At 71.8% G+C, this 21,513-nt stretch carries 19 protein-coding genes; 1 reads left to right on the top strand and 18 read right to left on the bottom strand.

Annotated elements, in window-relative coordinates:
- The 6 genes from mraY to LY13_RS10765 form a co-directional block, all read right to left on the bottom strand.
- The gene (mraY, locus tag LY13_RS10790; protein WP_253828202.1) at positions 1 to 1,086 is read right to left on the bottom strand and encodes a phospho-N-acetylmuramoyl-pentapeptide-transferase; all 1,086 of its coding nucleotides are present in this window, start codon (positions 1,084 to 1,086) and stop codon (positions 1 to 3) included.
- A complete protein-coding gene (locus LY13_RS10785) occupies positions 1,083 to 2,555 on the bottom strand; it encodes a UDP-N-acetylmuramoyl-tripeptide--D-alanyl-D-alanine ligase (RefSeq protein WP_253828201.1) in 1,473 nt (490 codons plus the stop codon). The genes mraY and LY13_RS10785 overlap by 4 nt, the downstream gene beginning before the upstream one ends.
- Positions 2,552 to 4,042 (bottom strand): UDP-N-acetylmuramoyl-L-alanyl-D-glutamate--2,6-diaminopimelate ligase, encoded by a 1,491-nt coding sequence (locus tag LY13_RS10780; protein WP_253828253.1) that lies wholly within the window; start codon positions 4,040 to 4,042, stop codon positions 2,552 to 2,554. Before LY13_RS10780 ends, LY13_RS10785 begins: the two co-directional genes overlap by 4 nt.
- Positions 4,043 to 4,275: 233 nt before the next feature.
- Positions 4,276 to 6,063, bottom strand: coding sequence for a 3-oxosteroid 1-dehydrogenase (kstD, locus tag LY13_RS10775; RefSeq protein ID WP_253828252.1), 1,788 nt, complete (start codon positions 6,061 to 6,063; stop codon positions 4,276 to 4,278).
- A gap of 89 nt (positions 6,064 to 6,152) precedes the next feature.
- Positions 6,153 to 6,347: a ferredoxin gene (locus LY13_RS10770; RefSeq protein ID WP_183784025.1), complete on the bottom strand. Its 195-nt coding sequence runs from the start codon at positions 6,345 to 6,347 to the stop codon at positions 6,153 to 6,155.
- Positions 6,344 to 7,948: an FAD-binding protein gene (locus LY13_RS10765; RefSeq protein WP_253828200.1), complete on the bottom strand. Its 1,605-nt coding sequence runs from the start codon at positions 7,946 to 7,948 to the stop codon at positions 6,344 to 6,346. Before LY13_RS10765 ends, LY13_RS10770 begins: the two co-directional genes overlap by 4 nt.
- A 185-nt stretch (positions 7,949 to 8,133) precedes the next feature.
- Between LY13_RS10765 and LY13_RS10760 the strand changes: the two genes are divergently transcribed.
- Positions 8,134 to 8,820: a class I SAM-dependent methyltransferase gene (locus LY13_RS10760; protein WP_253828199.1), complete on the top strand. Its 687-nt coding sequence runs from the start codon at positions 8,134 to 8,136 to the stop codon at positions 8,818 to 8,820.
- Here the strand turns inward: LY13_RS10760 and LY13_RS10755 are convergent.
- The 12 genes from LY13_RS10755 to LY13_RS10700 all read right to left on the bottom strand — a co-directional run bounded on the left by LY13_RS10755 (position 8,796) and on the right by LY13_RS10700 (position 21,510).
- The gene (locus LY13_RS10755; protein ID WP_253828198.1) at positions 8,796 to 9,884 is read right to left on the bottom strand and encodes a prenyltransferase; all 1,089 of its coding nucleotides are present in this window, start codon (positions 9,882 to 9,884) and stop codon (positions 8,796 to 8,798) included. The two genes, LY13_RS10760 and LY13_RS10755, sit on opposite strands and share 25 nt — an antisense overlap.
- The gene (locus tag LY13_RS10750; RefSeq protein ID WP_253828197.1) at positions 9,871 to 10,671 is read right to left on the bottom strand and encodes a class I SAM-dependent methyltransferase; all 801 of its coding nucleotides are present in this window, start codon (positions 10,669 to 10,671) and stop codon (positions 9,871 to 9,873) included. The genes LY13_RS10755 and LY13_RS10750 overlap by 14 nt, the downstream gene beginning before the upstream one ends.
- Entirely contained in the window at positions 10,672 to 11,901 is a 1,230-nt protein-coding gene (locus LY13_RS10745; RefSeq protein WP_253828196.1) for a glycosyltransferase family 4 protein, read from the bottom strand. It abuts the gene before it with no gap.
- Between the two features lie 227 nt (positions 11,902 to 12,128).
- The gene (locus tag LY13_RS10740) at positions 12,129 to 12,812 is read right to left on the bottom strand and encodes a hypothetical protein (protein WP_253828195.1); all 684 of its coding nucleotides are present in this window, start codon (positions 12,810 to 12,812) and stop codon (positions 12,129 to 12,131) included.
- Positions 12,809 to 13,321 (bottom strand): hypothetical protein, encoded by a 513-nt coding sequence (locus tag LY13_RS10735; RefSeq protein WP_253828194.1) that lies wholly within the window; start codon positions 13,319 to 13,321, stop codon positions 12,809 to 12,811. Before LY13_RS10735 ends, LY13_RS10740 begins: the two co-directional genes overlap by 4 nt.
- Positions 13,318 to 14,664 carry an MCE family protein gene (locus LY13_RS10730; RefSeq protein WP_253828193.1) on the bottom strand — a complete coding sequence of 449 codons (1,347 nt, stop codon included), beginning with the start codon at positions 14,662 to 14,664 and terminating at the stop codon, positions 13,318 to 13,320. Before LY13_RS10730 ends, LY13_RS10735 begins: the two co-directional genes overlap by 4 nt.
- Positions 14,664 to 15,866, bottom strand: a complete 1,203-nt coding sequence (locus tag LY13_RS10725; protein WP_372493809.1) for an MCE family protein — start codon at positions 15,864 to 15,866, stop codon at positions 14,664 to 14,666. Before LY13_RS10725 ends, LY13_RS10730 begins: the two co-directional genes overlap by 1 nt.
- Before the next feature lie 77 nt (positions 15,867 to 15,943).
- Positions 15,944 to 17,125, bottom strand: a complete 1,182-nt coding sequence (locus LY13_RS10720) for an MCE family protein (RefSeq protein WP_253828191.1) — start codon at positions 17,123 to 17,125, stop codon at positions 15,944 to 15,946.
- Entirely contained in the window at positions 17,122 to 18,168 is a 1,047-nt protein-coding gene (locus LY13_RS10715; protein WP_253828190.1) for an MCE family protein, read from the bottom strand. The genes LY13_RS10720 and LY13_RS10715 overlap by 4 nt, the downstream gene beginning before the upstream one ends.
- Positions 18,165 to 19,199, bottom strand: coding sequence for an MCE family protein (locus tag LY13_RS10710; RefSeq protein WP_253828189.1), 1,035 nt, complete (start codon positions 19,197 to 19,199; stop codon positions 18,165 to 18,167). Before LY13_RS10710 ends, LY13_RS10715 begins: the two co-directional genes overlap by 4 nt.
- Positions 19,196 to 20,620: an MCE family protein gene (locus LY13_RS10705; RefSeq protein ID WP_253828188.1), complete on the bottom strand. Its 1,425-nt coding sequence runs from the start codon at positions 20,618 to 20,620 to the stop codon at positions 19,196 to 19,198. The genes LY13_RS10710 and LY13_RS10705 overlap by 4 nt, the downstream gene beginning before the upstream one ends.
- Positions 20,617 to 21,510 (bottom strand): MlaE family ABC transporter permease, encoded by an 894-nt coding sequence (locus LY13_RS10700; protein WP_253828187.1) that lies wholly within the window; start codon positions 21,508 to 21,510, stop codon positions 20,617 to 20,619. Before LY13_RS10700 ends, LY13_RS10705 begins: the two co-directional genes overlap by 4 nt.
- Between the last annotated feature and the right edge of the window lie 3 nt (positions 21,511 to 21,513).

Below are 21,513 nucleotides of genomic sequence, written 5' to 3'. Positions count from 1 at the left end.
TCAGCCTCCGCCGAGCCCGAGCTGTTCGCTGTAGAACAGGCCCAGACCGAACATGCAGCACACGGCCGCGAGCAGCCAGAACCTGATGATCACCGTCGTCTCGGCCCAGCCCGAGAGCTCGAAGTGGTGATGGAACGGTGCCATGCGGAACAGCCGCTTGCGCGTGGTGCGGAAGACGGCGATCTGCAGCACGACCGACACCATCTCGACGACGAACAGCCCGCCGATGACGATGGCGAGCAGCTCGGTGCGCGTCGTCATCGACAGGCCCGCGATGAGACCACCGAGTGCGAGCGATCCGGTGTCGCCCATGAAGATCTTCGCGGGTGCGGCGTTCCACCACAGGAAGCCGACGCAGCCGCCCGCTGCGGCCGCGGCCACCACGGCGAGGTCGAGCGGGTCCCGGACGTCGTAGCACGCGGCCTGCGGCGTCTCGACACAGCTGAGCCGGGCCTGCCAGAACGCGATCACCACGTACGTGACCAGCACCATCGCCCCGGCGCCACCTGCGAGGCCGTCGAGCCCGTCGGTGAAGTTCACCGCGTTCGACCACGCCGAGATCAGCAGGTAACAGAACAGGATGAACACGGGGACCGGGAAGAAAATCAGCGACAGGTCCCGCACGTACGACAGGTGCTGCGAGGCAGGGGCCAGGCCGTTGTCGTTGACGAACTGCAGCGCGAGGATGCCGAACACAACCGCCACGAGCAGCTGGCCGACCAGCTTGGCCGTCTTGTTCAGGCCGAGGTTGCGCTGTTTGCGGATCTTGATGAAGTCGTCGAGGAAGCCGACCAGGCCGAGTCCGACGGACAGGAAGAGCACGAGCAGACCGGACGCCGTCGGCCCGGAGTTCGACGAATCGCGGATCAGGTCGACCAGGTGCGCCACGAAGTAGGCGACGACCATCGCGACGATGATCGCCACGCCGCCCATCGTGGGCGTGCCGCGTTTCGACCGATGTCCCTCCGGACCCTCCTCCCGGATCTCCTGCCCGAAGCCCTGCTTCGAGAACGCCCGGATGAGGTAGGGGGTGAACAGGATGGAGATCAGCAGCCCCACCGAGGCCGCGATCAGGATGCTGATCACTGGGTGCCCTCCAGCCCGGTGCCGGCCAGCAGCGCGTCGGCCACTCGCCACATCTCGGCGACCTTGGAGGCCTTGACCAGGACCACGTCGTCGGAACGCAGTTCGTCGCGCAGCAGGGCGACGGCCGCGTCGGTGTCGGGAACCAGAACCGACTCCTCTCCCCAAGAACCTTCGTGGCTGGCACCGGTGTGCATCGGGGCGGCCGCGTCTCCGACCACCACGAGCCTGCTGATGTTCAGGCGCACCGCGAGCCTGCCGATCTCGTCGTGCGCGGACACGCTATCGGTACCCAGTTCGCCCATCTCCGACAGGACCGCCCATGATCGTCTGCCGCTGGACCGGGCCATCGACGCCAGGGTCTTGAGCGCCGCCTTCATCGACTCGGGGTTGGCGTTGTAGGAGTCGTTGAGCACCGTGACGCCGTCCTCGCGGGTGGTGACCTCCATGCGACGCGACGACCGGCGCTCGGCACCCGAGAGCCGCTCGGCCACCTCGGCGACGGGCGTGCCCAGTTCGAGGGCGATGGCCGCGGCGGTGAGGGCGTTGCCGACGTGGTGCTCACCGTGCAGGGACAGCGTCACGTCGGCGGTGCCCTGCGGGGCGACGAGCCGGAACGAGGCGCGCGCCTGGTCGTCGAGGCGGACGTCCTCGGCCCGGACGGTCGCCTCGGCGCTCTCGCCGACGAACACGACCCGCGCCGCGGTGCGGGAAGCCATCGCGGCGACCAGTGGGTCGTCGGCGTTGAGCACGGCCACACCGTCGGCCGGCAGCGCCTCGACCAGCTCCCCCTTCGTCTGCGCGATGCCCTCACGGGAGCCGAACTCGCCGACGTGGGCGGTGCCCACGTTGAGCACGGCACCGATCGTCGGGGGCGCGATCCGCGCCAGCTCGGCGATGTGTCCGGGCCCGCGCGCCGACAGCTCCAGCACGAGGTTGCGCGTCGAGGCGTCCGACCGCAGCGCGGTCCAGGGGTGGCCGAGCTCGTTGTTGAACGAACCGGGCGGGGCGATCGTCGGGCCGAGCGGTTCGAGCAGCTGGGCGATGAGGTCCTTGGTGGAGGTCTTGCCGGACGAACCGGTCACACCGACGACCGTCGTCCCGCCCTCGGTCAGCCGGGTGACGACGTGCCGCGCGAGCCTGCCGAGCGCGGCGAGCACCGCGGCACCGGACCCGTCGCTGTCGCCTGCCAGCGCCATCGCGCCCGCGTGGGCCGCCTCGACCGGCGGTGCGACGACCGACGGCGCGTCCACCTCGCGGCCCGCGAGCACGCCCGCGGCACCGTCGGCGACGGCCTTCGCCGCGAACTCGTGCCCGTCGACCCGTTCACCGGGCAGCGCCACGAACAGTCCCCCGTCGGTGAGCTTGCGCGAGTCGAATTCGACCGACGCCGTCACGCGCTCGGTGCCGTCGGCCCGGTGCAGCCGGCCGCCGGTCACCTCGGCGATCTCGGCCATGCTCATCTCGATCACACGCTCACCTCGAGTCCGTCGCGGATGGCGGCCGCGAGTTCATCCCGGTCGGCGAAGGGATGCACCACGCCCGCGATGTTCTGCCCGCTCTCATGTCCTTTGCCCGCCACGAGCACGACGTCGCCGGGGCCGGCCGCGGCGACCGCCGCGACGATGGCCTCCCTGCGGTCGCCGATCTCGCGGATCTCACCCGCGTCGGCCGCGGGCACGGCCCGGGCGCCCCGCAGCATCTCGGCCCGGATGGCCGCCGGGTCCTCGCTGCGCGGATTGTCGTCGGTGACGATCACGAGCTCACTGCCGCGTACCGCCGCCTCGCCCATGACGGGGCGCTTCGCGGTGTCGCGATCGCCGCCGCATCCGAGCACCGTGATGATGCGCCCCTGCGTGCGCGCCCGCAGCGCCCGCAACGCCTCCGTGACGGCCGCGGGCTTGTGCGCGTAGTCGACGACGGCGGCGAACGGCTGCCCCAGCGCGACACGCTCCATCCGGCCCGGCACCTCGACGGACGACAGTCCGGTGACGATCGTGTCGAGCGGTACACCCGCCGTGTCGAGGATCGCCGCGGCCAGGGTCGCGTTGGCGACGTTGAACTCACCCGGCAGCGGGATGCTCGCACGGGCGGTGCGTCCGTCCGGCGCATGGAGGGTGAAGCCCTGCTCGCCCGTCGCGGTCACGGCGATGTCGCTCGCCCGCCACGCGGCGTCGACGTCCGGGCCGGAGCCGACCGTGATCGTCTGCGGCGTGACGAGCCTGCGACCCCAGTCGGCGTCGACGACCACGACCTCGCTCGTCGACCGGCCGTCGAACAGCAGGGCCTTCGCGGCGAAGTACTCGTCCATGTCGCGGTGGAAGTCGAGGTGGTCCTGCGACAGGTTGGTGAACGCGCCGACGGTGAACCGGGTGCCGTTCACCCGGCCGAGGCTCAACGCGTGGCTGGAGACCTCCATCGGCACGTGCGTCACGCCCTGTTCGACCATCAGCGCGAACAGCGCCTGCAGGTCCGGCGCCTCCGGGGTGGTGAACGCGCTGGCGAGCCGCTCGCCCGCGACCCGGGTCTCGACCGTGCCGATGAGGCCCGTCGTGTGGCCTGCCGCGCGGAGTCCCGCCTCGACGAGGTACGTGGTGGTGGTCTTGCCCGAGGTACCCGTGATGCCGAGGACGTTGAGCGTCAGCGACGGTTCGCCGTAGATCCAGGCGGCGATCTCGCCGAGGGCCGCGCGCGGCGCGGTGTGCACGAGGACGGGCAGCTCGGTCTCGGCGATCGCGGGACGTTCGGCACCGGCCTCGTCGGTGAGGATCGCGGCGGCGCCCGCGGCGATGGCGTCAGCGGCGAAATCCGCGCCGTGGACGCGCGCACCGGGCAGCGCGGCGAACAGGTCGCCGGGCCGGACGTCCTGCCCCCGCAGCGTCGCTCCCGTCACCGTCACTTCCGGTGCGGTCGGGTCGGCGAGGAGCCGGGAGTCGGAGCGCGCCACGAGCGTCGTCACGGGAACCGGCTCGGTGTACGCGGGCCGCGGCGGTCCGGCGCGACCGGACGCAGTGACATCGCGCTCGCCGACATCGCGCTCGTGCTTGTTGACAGACACGCGGGAAGGTTACCCACGTCCGCACTCGCGCCACTCAGCGGTCGCCGGGCGGCTCGGGACCGTCGCCGGCTCCGGCCGCGGCAGGGCCGGAGCCGGCGGACACGAGGGTGCGACGGACGGCTCGGCCGGAGCCGCTACGCCGCGCCCTCGGCGCTCGTGTCGTGCGAACCACCGACGCCTGCCGTGCCGGATTCGGCCACAGTGCCGGACTCGCGCGGTCCGCCCGATTCACCGGCGCCGCGCGCTTCACCGGCGCCGCGCGCGTCGTCCGCCACGCCGGTGCCGGACACGGTGCCGGTCGCGGCGGTGCCGGTCGCGGCGAGGTCCTCGGCGGCCAGATATCCGAAGACCATCGCCGGGCCGATCGTCGCACCGGGACCGGCGTAGGTGCGGCCCATGACCGCGGCACTGGTGTTGCCCGCGGCGTAGAGCCCGTCGATCACCGAGCCGTCCTCGCGCAGCACCCGCGCCCGGGTGTCCGTGCGCACGCCGCCCTTCGTGCCGAGGTCTCCCGGCACCATCTTCACGGCGTAGAACGGCGCCCGGTCCAGCTCGCCGAGACTCGGATTGGGCCGGTTCCGCGGGTCGCCGTAGTAGTGGTCGTAGCGGCTGCGGCCGCGGCCGAACTCGGCGTCCTCGCCCTTCCTGGCGTACCCGTTGAAGCGATCCACTGTGGACTCGAGCGCGGCGGCCGGTACTCCCATCTTCTCGGCCAGTTCGCCGACCGACGGCGCCTGCACCACGATGCCGTGCTTGTACCAGCGACCCGGCAGCGGCTGGCGGGGTCCGAGCCCCGTGAACATGTACCGGTTGCGGTACCGCTGGTCGAACACGAGCCAGGTCGGGATGTTGTCTCCCGGCCCGTCGCCGCGACCCTGGTCACCGCCGTACATCGCGTGCACGGCGTCGACGTAGGGCGCCGACTCGTTGACGAACCGTTCGCCGCGCTCGTTGACCATGATGCTGCCCGGCCGGGACCGTTCCGCCAGCGCGAACCACGGTCCGCCCGGAAGCGGGATCGACGGACCCCACCAGGCGTCGTCCATCAGGTCGACCGCGGCGCCCACCTCCGTCGCGGCGGTGATGGCGTCGCCGGTGTTGGCCTTCGCACCGACCGTCCACTCCGTACCGATCGGAGCGCGCTGGTGGCGCTCCCGCATCGCGGCGTTGTGCTCGAACCCGCCCGCGGCCAGCACCACGCCGTGGCGGGCGCGCACCAACGCCTCCTCGCCGTCCCGCTCCACCACGACGCCGGTGACCCGGCCGCCGTCGGTCTCGAGGCGCCGCAGTGGAGTATTCAGCCGCACCTCGACGCCGGCGCGCCGGACGCCGACCTGCAGCGCCGCGGCGACCGCCTGCCCCATGACGAGCTGCCGTTTGCCCAGCAGCAGCCCACCCAGCCAGCGCAGGCCGAGGCTCAGCAACGTCAGCACCCCTCGCGGGTGACGCGCGATCAGGCTCAGCCACCGGTAGTCCGCCTGCCCGAGCGGCACGCCGAGCGGCGGCGCGCTGTACGGCGGTTCGAGTCGGTGGCGGTCCTGCCCGAGCAGCCGGGCGTCGACGGGCTTCGGCTCGGCGGATCGCCCGGCCGCCACGCCGCCGGGCGCCTCGGGGTAGTAGTCGGAGTAGCCGCGCACCCAGCGGAGCCGCAGCGGCGTGGTCCGCTCCACGAACGACAGCACGTCCGGGCCGTGTTCGAGGTAGGCGTCGATGCGTTCCGGTTCGGCCGCATCGCCCACGATCGCGTGCAGGTACTCCCGCGCGGCCTCCGGCGTGTCCGCCACGCCGGCCCGCCGCAGCGCGTCGTTGCCGGGAACCCACACGCCGCCGCCGGAACGGGCCGTGGAGCCACCGAACGCGGCGGCCTTCTCGAGGACGACCGTGGACAGGCCGAGGTGCGCGGCCCGCAACGCCGCGGTCATCCCGGCCGCACCGCTGCCGACCACGACGACGTCGAACTCCTCCGCTCCGGTTCCGTCGCGCGAACCCGGTGCGCCTTCCTGCCCGCCCGTCACTCGGACTCGTCCAGCGACAGCGCGGCCTTCGGGCACGACTCCACGGCCTGCAGGATGCGGCCGCGGTTCTCGGCGTCCGGGTCCGCCTTGAGAATCAGGTTCTCGTCCTCGTCCAGTTCGAACACGTCGGGGGCGACGGCTTCACAGATGCCGTTGGATTCGCACAGGTCCCAGTCGACGACGATCCTCATGCCTGTTCCTCCTGAAATCGCTTCTCGGTCAGTGCGGCCGCGACGCGCCGCCCGGAGAACACGCAGTCCGCAAGGGACAGACCGCTGACGTAGGACTCCGAGCACACGCCGACGGCGTTGCGGCCCGCGGCGTACAACCCCGGCACGGCCGAGCCGTCACCGCGGGTGACGGCTCCGGTGTCCTCGTCGACGGCCAGCCCGCCGAGCGTGATCATCGGGATCGGGAACGCGGGCTGGGTTCGGATGGAGCAGTCGATCGCGTGGAACGGGCCGTCCGACAGCGCCCGCACGTGCGCGGGGTCCTTGCCCATCCGATCCCGGCCCGCGGCGGCGCCCGCGTTGTACTCCGCGATCGTGCGGACCAACCCGTCCGGGTCGATACCACGCTTGCGGGCCAGTGCCGGCAGGTCGCCCGCGGAGACGTTGCCCAGCCGCAGGACGTACTCGGCCTGCAGCCGCTGGAACCACAGGGTCTGCGACGGGGTCTGCCGGAGTGCCTCCGCGCGGGTGCGGGCGTCGATGATCAGGTACGCCTCCGCGTCGGGCTGCCGCGCGACGTGGTCGCCGATGCGCGCGCCGTAGTACGTCTCGTTGCAGATGCGCTCGCCGCGGTTGTTGACGAGCACCCCGTCGACCATCGCCAGCGGCGGGTTGAAGAACCGCCATGCCGACACCCGGTGCATCCGGTCGGTGCGGCCGCCCACCGACTCGCCGAGCGCGATGCCGCTGCCGTCGTCCCCGATGGTGCCGAGCGAGGACCCGCGCCGGTAGGCGGGCGCGTGTTCGGCCAGCAGCGGCCGGTTGAACACGAATCCGCCCGCGGCGAGCACGACACCGCGTCGGGCGCGGAACCGCCGCGCCTCGCCGTACCGGCGTTCCAGGTCGGCGATCGGCCCTTCGAGCATCCGGCCCAGCGGGCGGTAGTAGATGTTCAGCTTGCGGCCCGCCGCCGACAACACGCGGTGCAGCCTGCGCGGGAGGGCCTTGCGGATCTCGGTGGCCTCCACGCCGACGACGCGGTCGCCGTCGGTGACGAGCCCGGTGACCCTGGTCTGCGTGCGCACCGCGATCGGCCTGCGGGCCACCGCACGGCGCAGCGCCGCGAACAGCGGCTTGCCCGACACGCCCTTGCCCGTGGCGCGGTGTCCGCGCGGCGCGGGGGCCGCGGCGTCGGAGAAGGGCGGGGCGAGCTCGTTGCCGGAGTAGTACAGGTAGTGCTCGTTGGTCGGATACGACGTCTTGCGCGGCGCCATGCTGCCCTCGAAGGGGACGCCGTGCTGCTCGAGCCAGCGCAGGTTGTCGAGACTCTGCGCGCAGAACCGCGACAGCGTCTCGTCGGCGACGACCCCGCCGGTCTCGAGCCGGAGGTACTCGAGCATCGCCTCGGTGGTGTCGTCGAATCCCGCGGCCCGCTGGTGCGGGGTTCCCCCACCGGCGTAGACGACGCCGCCGCTGATGGCGGTCGCACCACCGCCGTGGAACCGGTCGAGGACGAGCACGTCGGCACCGTGGTCACAGGCGTCGACGGCGGCGCACGCCCCCGCACCCCCGAACCCGACGATCACGACGTCGGCTTCGGCGTCCCATTCGCGGTGCGGCATCGCAGACTCCTTCCGGCGGGGAGATCGTGCTCCACATGATGCCGACTTCTGAAACATGTTTCAACTATTCGGCCACAGCCGGGAGCTGTGGTCGATACCGCTGCCCCGGGATCGGACGGCATCGTGTTCCACCCGGGGAGCCCACCGGCGTTGAGTCGCAGACGGCCCGCGCCTACAGTCCCCTCATGCCCGCCGCCACGGCCATGCCACCGGAGCTGCTGACCGCCGCGATCGACGCTCCCGGCTTCATGCCCACCGCCGAGGGCCTCGCCCTCCACGACGCCCTGCACGAGACCGCGGGCACCCGGCCCGCCGACACCGACGAGGGGCCCGTGGCCGTGGAGATCGGCAGCTACTGCGGCAAATCGACCGTCTTCCTGGGCGCCGCCGCGCGCGCGACGAGCGCGCGGGTCGTGACCGTCGACCACCACCGCGGCTCCGAGGAACACCAGCCGGGCTGGGAATACCACGACCCCGGCCTCGTCGATCCGCACACCGGCAGGCTCGACACGCTCGGCGCGTTCCGCCGCACCATCGCGGGTGCCGGCCTCGAGGACCACGTCGTCGCCGTGGTCGGCCGCTCCCCCGACGTCGCGGCGCTGTGGCGAACCCCGGTCGACCTGCTGTTCATCGACGGCGGGCACACGGAGGAGGCGGCCGACGCCGACCTCTCCGGCTGGGCACCGTGGGTACGGCCGGGCGGGCTGCTGGCGATCCACGACGTGTTCCCCGACCCGCGCGACGGCGGCCGCCCGCCGTTCCACATCTTCCGCCGGGCGCTGGCCTCGGGGCAGTTCGCCGAGCACACCGCCACCGGATCGCTGCGGGTGCTGCGGCGGGTCGCCGGTCAGCCGGGCACCCCCGTCACGTAGGTGTCGCAACCACAGCCCGCGCCCACGGGCGCCAGGCCGACGGGCAGCTCCTCGCCGCGGAAGATCGCCGACGCCGGCGTGGTGCGGGACAGCGCGTCGGCGGCCAGGACCACCGCGGCGCCGGTCCACGTGGTCCGTTCCTCCGGCCAGCGTTTGCCGTCGGTGAAGACGTCGCCCGTCCAGTACGAGCCGTCCGGGTCGCGCAGGTGCTGCACGGCCGCCAGCAGGTCCCGGGCCGCACCCACCTCCCCGAGCGTGTCGAGGGCGAGCACGAGTTCGCAGGTCTCCGCTCCGGTGACCCACGGCCGGTCGTCGACGCACCGCGCGCCGAGCCCGTCCACGACGAAGTCCCGCCACCGACCGCGGAGCCGGTCGAGCCCGGCGCGCCCGCGCACCGCGCCCCCGAGCACCGGGTAGTACCAGTCCATCGAGTAGCGGCTCTTGTCGGCGAAGGCCTCCGGATGGCTGCGCAGCGCGTGCCCGAGGCGGCCGAGCGCCACCTCCCAGTCCGGCTGAGGCAGTCCGACGTGGTCGGCCAGCGCGAGTGCGCACCGCAGGCTCTGATGGATGCTCGCGCAGCCGGACAGCAGCGCCTCGCCCGCCCACGCGCCGTCCCGTCCGCGCGCCCACGCGACCTCGCCCCGTTCGGTCTGCGCGTCGAGTACGAGGTCGACGGCGGCACGCACGACGGGCCACATGCGCCGCGCGAACTCGTCGTCACCGGTGCACGCCAGGTGGTGCCACACGCCGACCGCCACGTAGGCACAGAAGTTGGTGTCGACGGTGGGGTCCTCGACGCGCCCGCCGACGACCTTCGCGGGCCACGAACCGTCGGCACGCTGCGTGCGGCGGCACCAGTCGTAGGCGGCCCCGGCCTCGTCGCAGAGCCCGGCGGCCGTCAACGCCATGGCGGATTCGACGTGGTCCCACGGGTCGGTGTGCCCGCCGGGGAACCACGGAACGGCACCGGAGCTCTCCTGCACGGCTGCGATCGACCGTGCCGTGGCGGCCACGTCGGCTGCCGTCAGCACCCCGGGCACCTCGGGCGGGTCAGTCCGCGTCACCGGCCACCCCCTCGCCGCCTGCGGCGCCGGTCCCAGCGCCCTGTCCGCCGTCGTCGCCCGTGTTCTCGACGGCGCCGGCGTCCTTGACGCTGTAGACCGCGAGGCTCTTGCCCAGCACGGGGTCGAGCAGCCGCTCGGCGGTGCGCGTCGGCCAGGGGGCGCGCATCATGTCCCACACCAGCACCCGGTGGTAGGCCTTGACCAGCGGATGGTCGTCGTTGTCGGGCCCGACGGCGCATTTGAGCCACCAGTACGGTGCGTGCAACGCGTGGGCGTGCTCCCCGGCGACGGGCCGCAACCCGGCGCCGCGCAGCTTGCCGCGCAGCTCGGCGCCGCGATAGATGCGCACATGTCCGCCCTCGACCTCGTGGTAGGCGTCGGAGAGCAGCCAGCACACCCGTTCCGGCAGCCACCGCGGCACGGTGACGACGACGGACCCGCCGGGCCGTGCCACGCGGACCAACTCGGCGATGGCCCGCTCGTCGTCGGGGACGTGCTCCAGGATCTCCGAGGCGATCACGCAGTCGAACGCGCCGTCCGGGAACGGCAGCCGCAGCGCGTCGCCCGCCACCGTGGTGGCCGCGGCACCGTCCGGCACGTGCCCTTCGGCCGACATCGCGGCGAACATCGTCTCGACGTCGCCGAGCGCCGACTTGTCCTGGTCGAACGCCACCACATCCGCACCCCGGCGGTACGCCTCGAACGCGTGCCTGCCCGCGCCGCAGCCGACGTCGATCACCGTCGTACCCGGTCCGACCCCGATACGGTCGAAATCCACCGTCAGCATCTACCCCGCCTTTCGCCGTGTCCGGTCGATCACCTCGCGATACACGTCCACTGTGGACGCGGCGACGGATCGCCAGCTGTACCGTTCGAGGGCCCGAGCTCTGCCCGCCTCGCCGAGCCGGCCCCGCGCCTCCCGGTCGTCGAGCACCGCCGCCAGCTCGCGCGTCAGCGCCTCCGTGTCACCGGGTGGCACGAGCCGCGCGCAGTCGCCCACCACTTCCGGCAACGCGCCCGCACGGCTGACCACGAGGGGTGTGCCGCACGCCATCGCTTCGACCGTCGGCAGCGAGAAGCCCTCGTACAGCGACGGCACGCACGCCACCTCCGCCGACGCCAGGAGGTCGGCCAGGTCGCCGTCGGCCAGCCCGTGCACCGCGCGCACGACGTCACCGATCGCCAGCTCGTCGATGAGCCGCCTCGTCGGCCCGTCGTCGGCGAGCTTGCTGACCAGCACCAGTTCCACGGCGCGTTCGGCCCGCAGTTTCGCCACGGCCTCGAGCAGGTGCCGGACGCCTTTCAGCGGGACGTCGGCACTGGCCACCGCGACGATGCGGCCCGGCGCCCGCTCCCGGGCGGGACGGAAGAGCTCGGTGTCGACGCCGAGCGGGATCGTGGTGAGGCGGTCCGGGCTCACGCGGAAGTCCTCGGCGATGTCGCCCGCCGACGCCTGCGACACGGTGATCAGCCGCGGCAGCCGCCGGGCGACCCGGGCCTGCATCGTCACGAACCCGTACCAGCGGCGCACCGCGAGCCTGCGCCGCCAGGGCGCGGCAGCCAGGTCGGCGACCCGGTCGCGGGTGATGGGGTGGTGGACCGTGGCCGCCAGCGGCACGCCCGCACGCTGCAGGCCGAGCAGGCCGTAGCCGAGGCACTGGTTGTCGTGCACGACGTCGAACTCGGCCGCTCGTCGCCGCAACAGCCGCGCGGCGCGGAGGCTGAACGTCAGCGGCTCCGGGAATCCGGCCGTCCACATGGCGCCGGTCTCGAGCAGGTCGATCGCATCGCGGTACTCGCCGAGCCGCGGGGTGCGGAACGGGTCGGGCTCGCGGTACAGGTCGAGGCTCGGCACCTCCGTGAGCCGGACCGGGTCGTCGAGCTCCGGATACGGCTGCCCGGACAGCACCTCGACGTCGTGGCCGAGCTCGGCCAGTCCACGGCTGAGGTGCCGCACGTACACGCCCTGCCCGCCGCAGTGCGGCTTGCTCCGGTAGGACAACAACGCGATGCGCATCCGATCACCTCACCCGCCGGACGATCGCCATGATCATCGAGCAAGACTAGAACGTGTTTCAGTTTCTGGCAACGTCCACTCCCGTCCGTGCCCGATTCCCACCGGGTCCGGTCACCTCCGCATCCGATCACCACCGGGTCCGATCACCGCCGCTGCCACCCCTGGGCCCGGCGCAACCGCCTCCTCCATGATCAGCACACCACCACCGGGCTCGCACGTTCGCGCACTCACAGCGGGGACATCTCGGCGATCCGCCAGCCTCCGTCGGCGTGCACCGCCACGACGTCGATCCACACCACGTGCGAACCGCGCGAGCGCATGTCCCGGTCGAGCACCCGGCGATCGGCCAGCACGAGCAGCTGCGCACGGTCACCCTCCAGGCTGCGCACGCCGACCGACCGCACCGTCGTCGACTGCACCGCACCGGACCCGCCCGCCTGCTCGCGGAGTCTGGCAAACGTGGCGTCGTACTCCCGGCGCGCCGCTCCGGTGAGCATCCGGTCGGCAGCCCGCTCGGTACGCGCCAGATCGCCGCGGTCGTACGAGAACACGGCCGTGACGGCCTGACCGACCTGCTCGCTCACCTGCCGCGTCCGCTCCCCGTCGACGTGTGCCACGTCGGCCGGCGCCGCTCGCCCTGCCTGCACCCCCAGCCAGACCGCGCTCGCCGCGGCCACGACGCACACCGCGGCCAGCACCGCAGGCACCGTCGCCCTCCGACTCGCCGGCCCGCGACGCGGGGCCGCGGTCGCGTCCTCGCCCACGGCGCCGTCGGTGCCGTCGGTGCCGTCGGTGCCGTCGGTGCCGTCGGTGTCCGGATCGTCGTCGGGCTCCACCTCGTCGGCCACCGCGTCGCCGGCCACCGCGTCGTCGGGTTGTGAGTCCACCCCGGACGCGGCAGGCCGGGTCACGATCCCACCGCCTGCACGTTCGACACGGTCCACCGGCCGTCCTTCCGTGTCAGCGATGCGATCAGCGTGCTGCGCCGGCGCTCGTCGCCGACGTCGGTGTCCACGACGGCGAGCAGCCGCGCCGTCCCCTTCCCGGTGTCCAGTTCGGACAGTGCCGTCCGGGTCACCGTGGCGGTGGCGACCGTCTCATCGGCCCGCGCACGCTCGATGTGCCGCTCCCGGTCGCCGGTCAGCCTGCTGCGCAGCGGCCCCGACGTGACCCGGGCCCACGCGTCGAGGTCCGCGGCGGCGGTGCGGTGGTCGATCGTGTGGAGCACGTCGAGCGCACGGGTTCCCTGGGACACAGCGGCGTCCCGGGTCGCCGCGGTGGTCGCCGGCTCACCGTGGGCGACGGCCCACCAGCGCCAGCCCAGACCCGCGCACGCCAGCGCCGCGATCACGGCGACGGCGACCAGCACGGCCACCGCACGGTCCCGGACCACGTCGCGCAACAGCGCAGCCGGCCTCATTCCGGCACCCCCAACAGGCCGCCCAGTCCGCCGCCGGACGACCCGGCGTCCGCGCTGCCGCCGTGCTCCGTGCCCGCGCCGCGCCCCGAGCCCCCGGTTCCCGCCGACAAGTCGAGCAGCCCCGGCAACCCGCCCTCGCCGTTCTCGCGTCCTTGGCCGCGCACCGCGTCGCGGTCCGGCGCCTCGCCCGAGCCGCCCGACGGGTCCTGCTCGCCGCCCGGGACCTGCACCGGGTCACCCGCCACCGGCGCGTTCTGCGCACCCCGCACGTTGCTCGGGCTGCCGGGCGGCTCGGCGCAGTAGGCCTCGGTGTTGGGCGGAGTGTTCCGCGTGTCGTTCGCGGGACGGCGCTCGGTGCCCTCGTACCCCTTGGTGCAGCCGTGCGGGTCGAAGAACGTGGGCACGAAGCCGAGATGCCCTTCACCGTTGGACACGACCGACCGCGAGAAGCCGGACACCATCGGCAGCGCCACCAGCATGTGTTCGAGCGCGTCGGTCCGCGGTTCCAGCACCTGCGAGGTCGTCAGCAGGTTCGCGACGAGCACCGACAGGCTCGACCCCGACTCGTCGAGCAGTGCCGAGATCTCCCGGCTCGCAGCCGGGGCCTGGTCGACGACGGTCCTCAGGTCGGAGTCGGACTTCTTCAGCTGCGCCGCGATGTCGCGGAATCCACCCGCGATCGAGCGCAGTTGCGCCGAGTTCCTCCGCTGGGTGTCGAGGACCGTCCGGCTCTGCCGCAGCAGTGTCGCCGTCTGCGGCAGGTGCTCGCGGGCCCCTGCCGTCAGTGACCCCGCCGAGTCCAGCAGCCGGCCCAGATCCGGGCCCACCCCGGTGAACGCGGTGTCGAACTCGTCGACGACGGTCCGGAGCGACTTCGGATCCACACTGGACACGAGCCGGTTCAGGTTCTGCAACAGCCGGCCGGGCGGGACCGGGGTTCCGGTCCGTTCGCTGTCGATGGTCGAACCGTGCTCGAGGTACGGCCCGTCCCCGGACCGGGGCCGCAAGTCGACATATTGCTCACCGACCGCCGACCGGTTGGCGACGACGGCCTCGGAGTCGGCGGGGATGTCCGGGGAGCCCTCCTCGATGTCCAGGTCGACGGTCACGCCGTCGCCGTCGAGCCGGAGGGCGGCGACCCGCCCGACCGTCACCCCGCGGTAGGCGACCTCGGCGTTCTCGAAGATGCCGCCCGACTCGGTGAGCTGCACGTGGACGACGTACCCGCGGTTGCCGAACAGCCGGTCCAGTCCGGCGTACGTGCCCCCCGCGTAGCCGACGGCCAGCAGCGAGATGAGGCCGAACACCACCAGCTGCACCCGGTTCTTGCGTTCCAGTCGCATCAGCCACCTCCCAGCAGTCCGCCGACCAAGCCACCGACGCCGCCGTCGCCACGACCGTGGCCGACAGGTGCCTGCTCACCACCGTCCTGCGGAGCGGTCAGCTGCTGCGAGGCGCCGGGCAGCGGCAACGGTGGCGGGGCGGTGCCGTCGTTGAACGGAATCGCGCCCTCGGCGCCGGTGCCGTCGTCGTGCGGCAGCTGCACCGGCGGCCTGCGCGCGTTGAGAATGTTCTCCAGAATCGCGTCGAGCTGCAGATCCAGCCGTACGCTCACGTTCGCGTAGTCCCCGTGCATGATCGACTCGCCGAACACCGGGATCGGATAGCTGGGCAGCAGCTGCATCGCCTGCGGCAGGTCGGCGCCGGCCTCCGCGAGCTTCTCCAGCGTCGGAGTCAACGCCTTCAGGTTCGCGACAAGGCTCTGCTTGCTGGCGTCGACCACCCGCGTGCCGGTGCCGGAGAGTTTCCGCAGCGACGTCAGCATGCCGACCAGCTGCTCGCGCTGACCGGAGACGACCTTCAGCCCGGGTTCCAGGTGATCGAGCGCCGTGGCCAGGTGCCCCCGCTGCTTCGACAGCGTTCCGGACAACCGGTGCACGCCCTCGATCGCCCGCACGATCTCACCACGCTGTCCATCCAATGTGGTTGCCAACTCGTCCACGCGGGTGAGCAACGCCTTGAGTTCCGGTTCGTTGCCGGCCAACGTGTTGTTGAGCTCTCCGACGATGTCGCGGAGCTGTTCCACGCCGCCCCCGTTGAGCAGCAGCGACAGCGCACCGAGCACCTCTTCGACCTGGGGGTTGCGGTTCGTCCGGTCGAGCGGGATCACGTCGCCGTCGTCGAGCGCTCCACGGCCGCCCCCGTCTCCGGGCGGCCGCAGCTCGACGAACTTCTCCCCGAGGAGGCTCGACTGGCGCAGCTCAGCCTCCGCGTTGGCGGGCAGCGTGATGTCCCCGTTCACAGCGAGGTCCGCGAGCGCGGTCGTGCCGTCGTCGGCGAGCCGCACCCGTTCCACCCGCCCGACGGCGACGTCGTTGACCTTCACCGCCGCCTGCGGCACGAGGTCGAGCACGTCCTGGAACCGCACCGTGATCCGATACGGCCGGTCCCCGAGGTCGGCACCGCCGGGCAACGGGGCGCCGTACAGGCCCGAGAACCCGCCGTCGCCGCACCCCGCCACCAGCAACAACAGGGACACCAACATCAGGTGCACGATCCGGCGCACCCGTCCGGGGCGCCCACCGGCGGGCGCCCGCTCCATCACCCTCGCCGTCGTCGTCATCACCGGCCTCCCGGTGCGATGATCGACGGCAACGGCAGCGGGGGCAGTTCCCCGCTCTGGATCGAGGCCAGCAGCTGGGAGACCGACGGCAGGTCGGCCTTCCCGTCCACGACCGGGCCGAGGATCTCGCAGAGCTTGTCGAGCGAGGCCGGCAGCCGGTGGTCGGCCAGCGACTTCGTCAGCTTGCACGCCGTCGTCATCAGCGGATTGGTGACCTCGTTGAAGTTGTACCGGATCGCGATCGACCCGGACGCGGCGTCGTAGGAGTTGATGAAGTTCGACAGCCCGAGCGGCGCGACGTCGGCGATCTCGGCCACCGCGGCGCGCTGGTCGACCAGCACCTGGGTGATGCCTTCGAGTTTGCCGATGTTGTCCGAGAGCGCCGTGCGGTTCTCCCCGACGAAACCCTTCACCTTGCCCAGCGCCCCGCCCAGTGACGACAGCGCCTTGCCGACGTCGTCGGAGTCCTCGGACAGGAACCCGCTCACCTCGGCCAGCCGCTGATAGAACCGGTTCAGCTGCGCATCGCTCGTCGCGAGCAGCTCGGTGAACTTCTGCAGGTTCCGCACCGTGCCGAACAGGTCCTCGGACGAACCGTCGAGTGTCGTGGCCAGTTCGGACAGTTTCGTGACCGTGGTGTTCAGGTTCCGGCCGTTGCCCTCGAGGTTGGCCGCGGTCGTGTCGAGGACCCGCGACAACGCCCCGTCGGAGTTGGCCCCGTCGGGCCCCAGCGCGGTCGCCAGCTCGTCCAGGCTCGCGTACAGGTCGTCGATCTCCATCGGCGTCGCGGTGCGCTCGCGCGCGATGACCGTGCCGGAGGACAGGACCGGACCGCCGTCGTACACCGGCGTCAACTGCACGTAACGGTCGCTGACCAGACTGGGCGCGACGACGACCGCGTCCGCGTCGCGCGGCACCCGCACCCCGCTGTCGACCCGCATGGACACCGCGACGCGTTCGCCCTGCGGCTGCACCCGCGTGATCTCACCGACCTCGATGCCGAGCACCCGCACCGTCGACCCGGCGTACAGCCCGACCGCACGGTCGAAGTGGGCCGTCAGCCGGATGCCCGCCTCTTCGCGGAGGAGCCACCAGACCCCTCCGGTCAGCAGCAGTGCGGCGACGCAGGCCGTCGCCAGCCAGCGGTAGACGCTCCGGCCCGCGCGGGTGTCCATCGTCATCGGCCACCTCCGACGCCCTGGTCCGGCGCGGCCATGTCGCCGACGCAGCCCTCCGAGTTGTACTCGTATCCGGTGCCGGTGTTGATCGTCGGCGGCAGCAGGCCGCAGATGTACCCGTCGAACCACCGGCCGTTGCCGGTGACGTTGGTGCCGAGCCGGGTGAACGGCGCGAGCAGTTCCAGGCTCCGGTCCAGGTTGTCCTGGTTGCGCTGCAGCACGGTCGTCACCTTGCTCAGCTCTGTCAGCGCCGGCTTCAGTTGCTCGCGGTTGTCGTCGACGACCCCGGACAGCTGCTGCGAGACCTGCCGGGTCCCGACCAGCAGCCGGTTGATGTCCTGCCGCCGGTTCTGCAGTTCCGTCAGCAGCGAGTTGCCGTCGCCGATCACCTTGCGCAGCTGCTGGTTCCTGCTACGCAACGTGCCGGTGATCTTGTTGGTGTTCGACAACAGTCGGCCGAGTTCCGCGTCCCGCGACGACACGGTCTCCGACAGTGCCGAGAGTCCCTGCAACGCCTCGGTCATCGGCTTCGGCGTGTCGGCGAACGTGTCGGCCACCACGTCGAAACTCTTCGCGAGCCGGTCGGTGTCGATGTCGTCGACCGTGCCGGACAACTGGTCGAACGCGTCCTGCAGCTCGAACGGCGTCTCGGTGCGGTCCACCGGGATCGGCTCGACCGGGTCCTGCGCCGGCTCGCCCTCGGGGTGGAGCGCGAGGTACTTCTCCCCCAGCAGGGTCTTGATCTCGATCGACGCCCTCGTCCGGTCGCCGATCCTGGAGGTGTCGACCCCGTCGAGCGAGAACGTCGCGCGCACGTGCGTGCCGTCGAGCACGACCTCGTCCACCTCACCGACCTTCACGCCCGCCAGTTGCACGTCGTTGCCCTCGGCCAGCCCCGCGGACTCGGCGAAGTGCGCGGCGTAGCTCGTCCGGTCGTTGAGGATCGGGATCTCGTCGGCCCGGTAGGCCGTGACGATCGCGAGGGACACCAGCACGAGCGCCACGACTCCCACCGCGGCCTGGTTGCGTTCCTTCAGCGGTTTCACTCTGTCCGACACCTCTCCGGCTGCTGCGTCGCGGGCAGCGGCAGGATCGGCACCTCGACGTTGAGGGCCTTGATGCCGATCGTCCCGCGCAGGTCACACAGGAAGTAGTTGAACCAGCTGCCGTAGCTGACCGCGCGCGTGAACTTGTTGAGGTGGCCCGGCAGCGTCGTCAGCACCTCGTCGATCAGCTCGCGCGACCCGGCGAGCCCACCGGCGAGCTCGCGCAGCGCCGCGACGTCCTTGCGCAGCGGCGCTCGCGCGTCCTCGAGCAACCCACGGGTCGCCGTGGTCAGTTCGGCGAGTCCGGACACGGCCTCGCCGATCGGTTTCCGCTGTTTCGCCAGCCCGCTCACCAGTTGCTGCGTCGTCGAGACGAGGCTCTTCACCTGGGGTGTGCGGGAGTTGACGGTGTCGAGCACGCGGTTGAGGTTGTCGATGGTCCGGCCGATGATCCGGTCCTTCGACGCGAGGGTCGAGGTCAGCGACGCGGTGTGCGACAGCAGACTGCGGACCGTGCCGCCCTCACCCTGGAACACGCGGATGATCTCGTACGAGAGCTGGTTGATCTCCTTCGGATCGAGCGCGCGGAACAGCGGCTGGAAGCCGTTGAACAGCACGGTCAGGTTGAGCGCGGGGCTCGTCCGTTCGGGCGGGATCACCCCGCCCGGCTCGAGGTGGCCGCGCTCGGGCACATCGGTGCCGAGGGCCAGGTACCGCTGGCCGATGAGGTTGCGGTACTTCACCGTGGCCGTCACGAGCCCCGGGAGCCTGCGCTCGCCGTCGACGTCGAACCGGACCTCGGCGTGGTCGCCCTCGCCGAGGGAGATCGCCGTCACCTGGCCGACCTTCACACCCGCGATCCGGACGTCGTCACCCTCGGACAGTCCGGACACGTCGACGAATCGTGCGGTGTAGCCCGAGGTGTCACCGAAGTTCGTGTTGGCGACGGTCGCGGCCAGGATTCCGGTCAGCAGCACCGTCACGGCGGCGAACACCGAGATCTTCAGCAGCGGGCCTGTGATACTCCTCATCGCAGCTCCACGGTCGCGCCGCGGTACAGCGGGCCGAGCAGCACGCCGCCCCAGCCCGGGAACTCGTCCGGTGCGATCCCGGTGTGCGGCGACTGCAACACCCCGATCAGCCGGTGTTCGGCCGCCGAGTTCGCGGGCGAGGAGACCCGCCCCGGCGACGTCCCGCCTCCGCCCGAGGCCCCGTTCCCGTTCCCCTGCAGCGCGGCCTTGTCGTCACCGTCGGCGGGGAACGGCACGTCGTAGCCCAGCACCGGACCGGGCAACCTGCCGGAATTCTTCGACGGCGCCGGATGCGTCGACCCGTCCTTGAGCGGCCCTTCCGGCGGGTACTGCGGGAACCGTTCCGGCGGGACCATCTGCGGATAGCACCGCGGGCCGCGCTTGTCGTCGTAGCGCGGTTCGTCGACGCCCGGCTCGTACTTGCCGCGATTGTCGGCCAGCATCCGGATCACGACGTGGTTCATCTCGTCCTCGCCGTGGCCGAACGCGGCCTTGGCGTTCGGGACCGCCTCGGCGAACTGCCGGAACATGCACGGGTACTGCGGCGCGTACTCGGCGAGCACGTCGAGGGTCGGCTGGGACGTCGTGGTGAGCCGGATGATGTTGCGCTCGTTGGCGGCGAGGAAGCGTTCCAGGTCACCGGACGCTCCGGACACGCTCTCGTACACACCGGCGAGTCCCTCGCGTTTCTCCACGATCGTGCGCGTCGTCGTGGTCAGATCCCGCATCGCGGCGAGGAAGTCGGGAGCCGCCTCGCGGTAGATGTCGGCCACGTCGGCCGCCGCCGTGATGTCGTGCGACAGGTCCGGCAACGACGCGTTGAAGTCCTTCAGGTACTCCGACAGCCCCACGAGCGTGTCCCCCAGCTGCTCGCCGCGGCCCTCGAGCGCGTCGGAGACCGAGGAGAGCGTGCCGGCCAGCTTCTGCGGCTGCACCGACTGGAGCAGCGGAAGCACGTTGGACAGCACCTGCTCCAGTTCGACCGCGGAGCGGCTGCGGTCCTGCGTGATGACGTCGCCCGCCGCGAGCGGCGTGACCTCACCGTCGCCTTCGGACCGTTCGGGCGGCTGGAGTGCCACGTACCGTTCGCCGAACAGTGTCTTCGGCAGCAACCGCGCAGACACGCCCGCGGGAACGGCGTCGATGCGGTCACGCTCGATGGCCAGGTCGAGGATCGCCTTCTCACCGTCGGTCGAGACCGACCGCACCTCGCCGACGCGCATCCCGCGGATCTTGACGTCGGCGCCCTTGCGCAGCTGGTTGCCCGCGGTGGAGGTCTCGAGGCGCACGGAGACGGCGTCGGAGAACGCCTTGTTGTAGATCGCGATCGTCGTGGCGACGAACAGCGCCGCCACGACGAGGAACACCAGCCCGAGCACCTGCAGCCCGAGCCTGCGGACCACCGCTCTGCGCGTACTCATCCGGACAACCTGACCGTTGTCGTCGCACCCCAGATCGCGAGGCTGAGGAAGAAGTCCAGCACCGCGACCAGCACGATCGACGTCCGCACGGCGCGGCCCACGGCCACGCCCACGCCCGCGGGGCCGCCGCGGGCGTAGTAGCCGTAGAAGCAGTGCGACATGATCACGATGGTGCTGAAGATGATCACCTTGAGGAACGACCACAGCACGTCCTCCGGCGGGAGGAACAGGTGGAAGTAGTGGTCGTACGTTCCCGCGGACTGCCCGTACATCCAGATCGTCACCTGACGGGAGGCCAGATAGGACGACAACAGTCCCACGGCGTACAGCGGGATCACGGCCACGACACCGGCGATGACCCGCGTCGTGACGAGGTACGGCAGGCTCGGGATGCCCATGACCTCCATCGCGTCGATCTCCTCGGAGATCCGCATCGCGCCGAGTTGGGCGGTGAAACCGCAGCCGACCGTGGACGACAGGGCCAGTCCGGCGGCGAGCGGCGCCACCTCGCGGGTGTTGAAGTAGGCCGAGATGAAGCCCGTCAGCGCCGCGGTGCCGAGCTGTTCGAGCGCCGCGTAACCCTGGATGCCGACGATGAGGCCGGTGAACAGCGTCATGCCGATCATCACGCCGAGAGTGCCGCCGATAACGGCGAGCCCACCGCTGCCGAAGCACACCTCGGTGAGCAGTCGCAGCGTCTCCTTGCTGTAGCGGCGGACCGTGCGCGGCACCCAGGCGAGCACCTTGAGGTAGAACAGCAGCTGTTCGCCGAGGCCTTCGAACACGGCCCCCGGCCGCGCGATGGCCTCCAGCACGCGGTCGTCGGCGCGCGGGTCGCGCCGGGGCGGCCGGGGCTCCGAGGCGGCGTCTCGATCCTGGGTCGCTGTCATGGC

This window comes from Prauserella aidingensis (assembly GCF_024171865.1).
In the GTDB taxonomy this organism is placed as follows: domain Bacteria; phylum Actinomycetota; class Actinomycetes; order Mycobacteriales; family Pseudonocardiaceae; genus Prauserella; species Prauserella aidingensis.
This window is presented reverse-complemented; position numbering and strand designations above follow the sequence as displayed.